The 1,279-nt window shown below is 54.5% G+C and carries 1 protein-coding gene; it reads right to left on the reverse strand.

What is annotated here, in order from left to right; all coding sequences use genetic code 11:
- Positions 1-652: 652 nt before the first annotated feature.
- The coding region (locus RSSM_RS30620) for a tetratricopeptide repeat protein (protein ID WP_236621508.1) at positions 653-1,279 on the reverse strand (627 nt) is incomplete at its 5' end.

Here is a 1,279-nt window from a genome sequence, read left to right on the forward strand (position 1 = left end):
AACGGCCGCCGTCACCGGGCGGCGAGTTTAGAGTTGACCATCAGAAAACGCGACGACGCCGCTCCGGTGCACGGCATGGTTCGCCGCAGTGTTTGCGTTGCGATGAGAGCACATTGTTCAATCCACGATCGGTTTACGCGAGGTCTCCCGACGCAATTGAGCATTCTTTTCATCAACAATCTTCCTGTGGTGCTCCTCCTGCTCTTTGGGCGTACGTGGACGAACACCAGTGAGTCGTGACGCCCAAGCTACGGAAAACGGCAAGTAAACCACCAAAGCAAAAATAAGCGGCACAGCAATGTACCAACTTGGTTCCGGTCCGGTAACGATTCCCAGCAGTCGAAACGGAAATGTCAAAATGGAGAAAGCGATTCCAAACGCAATGAAGTGAAACGTCGTCCGCCAAGCGTCACCGTACGATCGAAGGGCGGTTTTGATGTGCATTGTTCAGGGGAGCCGGAGCAAGGATGAAACGCTGTCTTTTGCCATTCGTAGCCGAAGCAGATTTGTGTTTGGCGTAACTCCCAAGTCGGCGAACGGTAGCCATCACCGGGCGGTGGCCGAAAAGCGGGCAAGGATGGCCGAGCAACGTACGCCACCGCTCCGGTGCATGGCATAGTTATCTGTCTTCTGATTCCGGGGCATATGATCCCTACTCAATAAGTTCTGCAGACAGGGCCTTCCCTGTCCATTCTTCCGCTGCTTTCTCGTTAGCAACAGTCCCAATTCCCTCACGGTACATTTCCGACAACAATTCAATACCTTGGCGGGACCCAGCATTCGCGGAACGCAAAGCCCATTCAAATGCGGTCTTGTCATCCTTGTCAGTACCGTCGCCTGCCAGATACATCTGCGCAACATTCTTCATTGCGAGTGCGTCACCGAGTTCCGCCGCCTGAGTATACCATCGAAGTGCAAGTGCATAGTCTTGCGGGACAACAGTGCCAGCATCGTAGTAGTAGCCGATATTACTCATGCTCTTGACATGCCCAGCGTCGGCAGCCTTTCGCCACCATGCCAATGCCTTTTTATGGTCAACTGGCGTGCCAATGCCGTCCCGAAATTGAGTGCCGACCTCGAACATGGCATTCGCATCACCTGCTTCGGCCTTCGCAGTCCAGTAGCGGTGATAGCCATTGGGGTCCGACAATGACGACGGTGGCGATTCTGCTGTGAGCGCCGAATCACGTCGCTGGTCGTCATCCGCGCCGCGATTGCAGCCGAGGGTGAGCAACAGTGAGGAAACGATCGCGAGGAATATGTTTTTCATTTCAGTCGG

Source organism: Aporhodopirellula sallentina SM41, from assembly GCF_000346505.1.
GTDB classification, from domain to species: Bacteria; Planctomycetota; Planctomycetia; order Pirellulales; family Pirellulaceae; genus Rhodopirellula; species Rhodopirellula sallentina.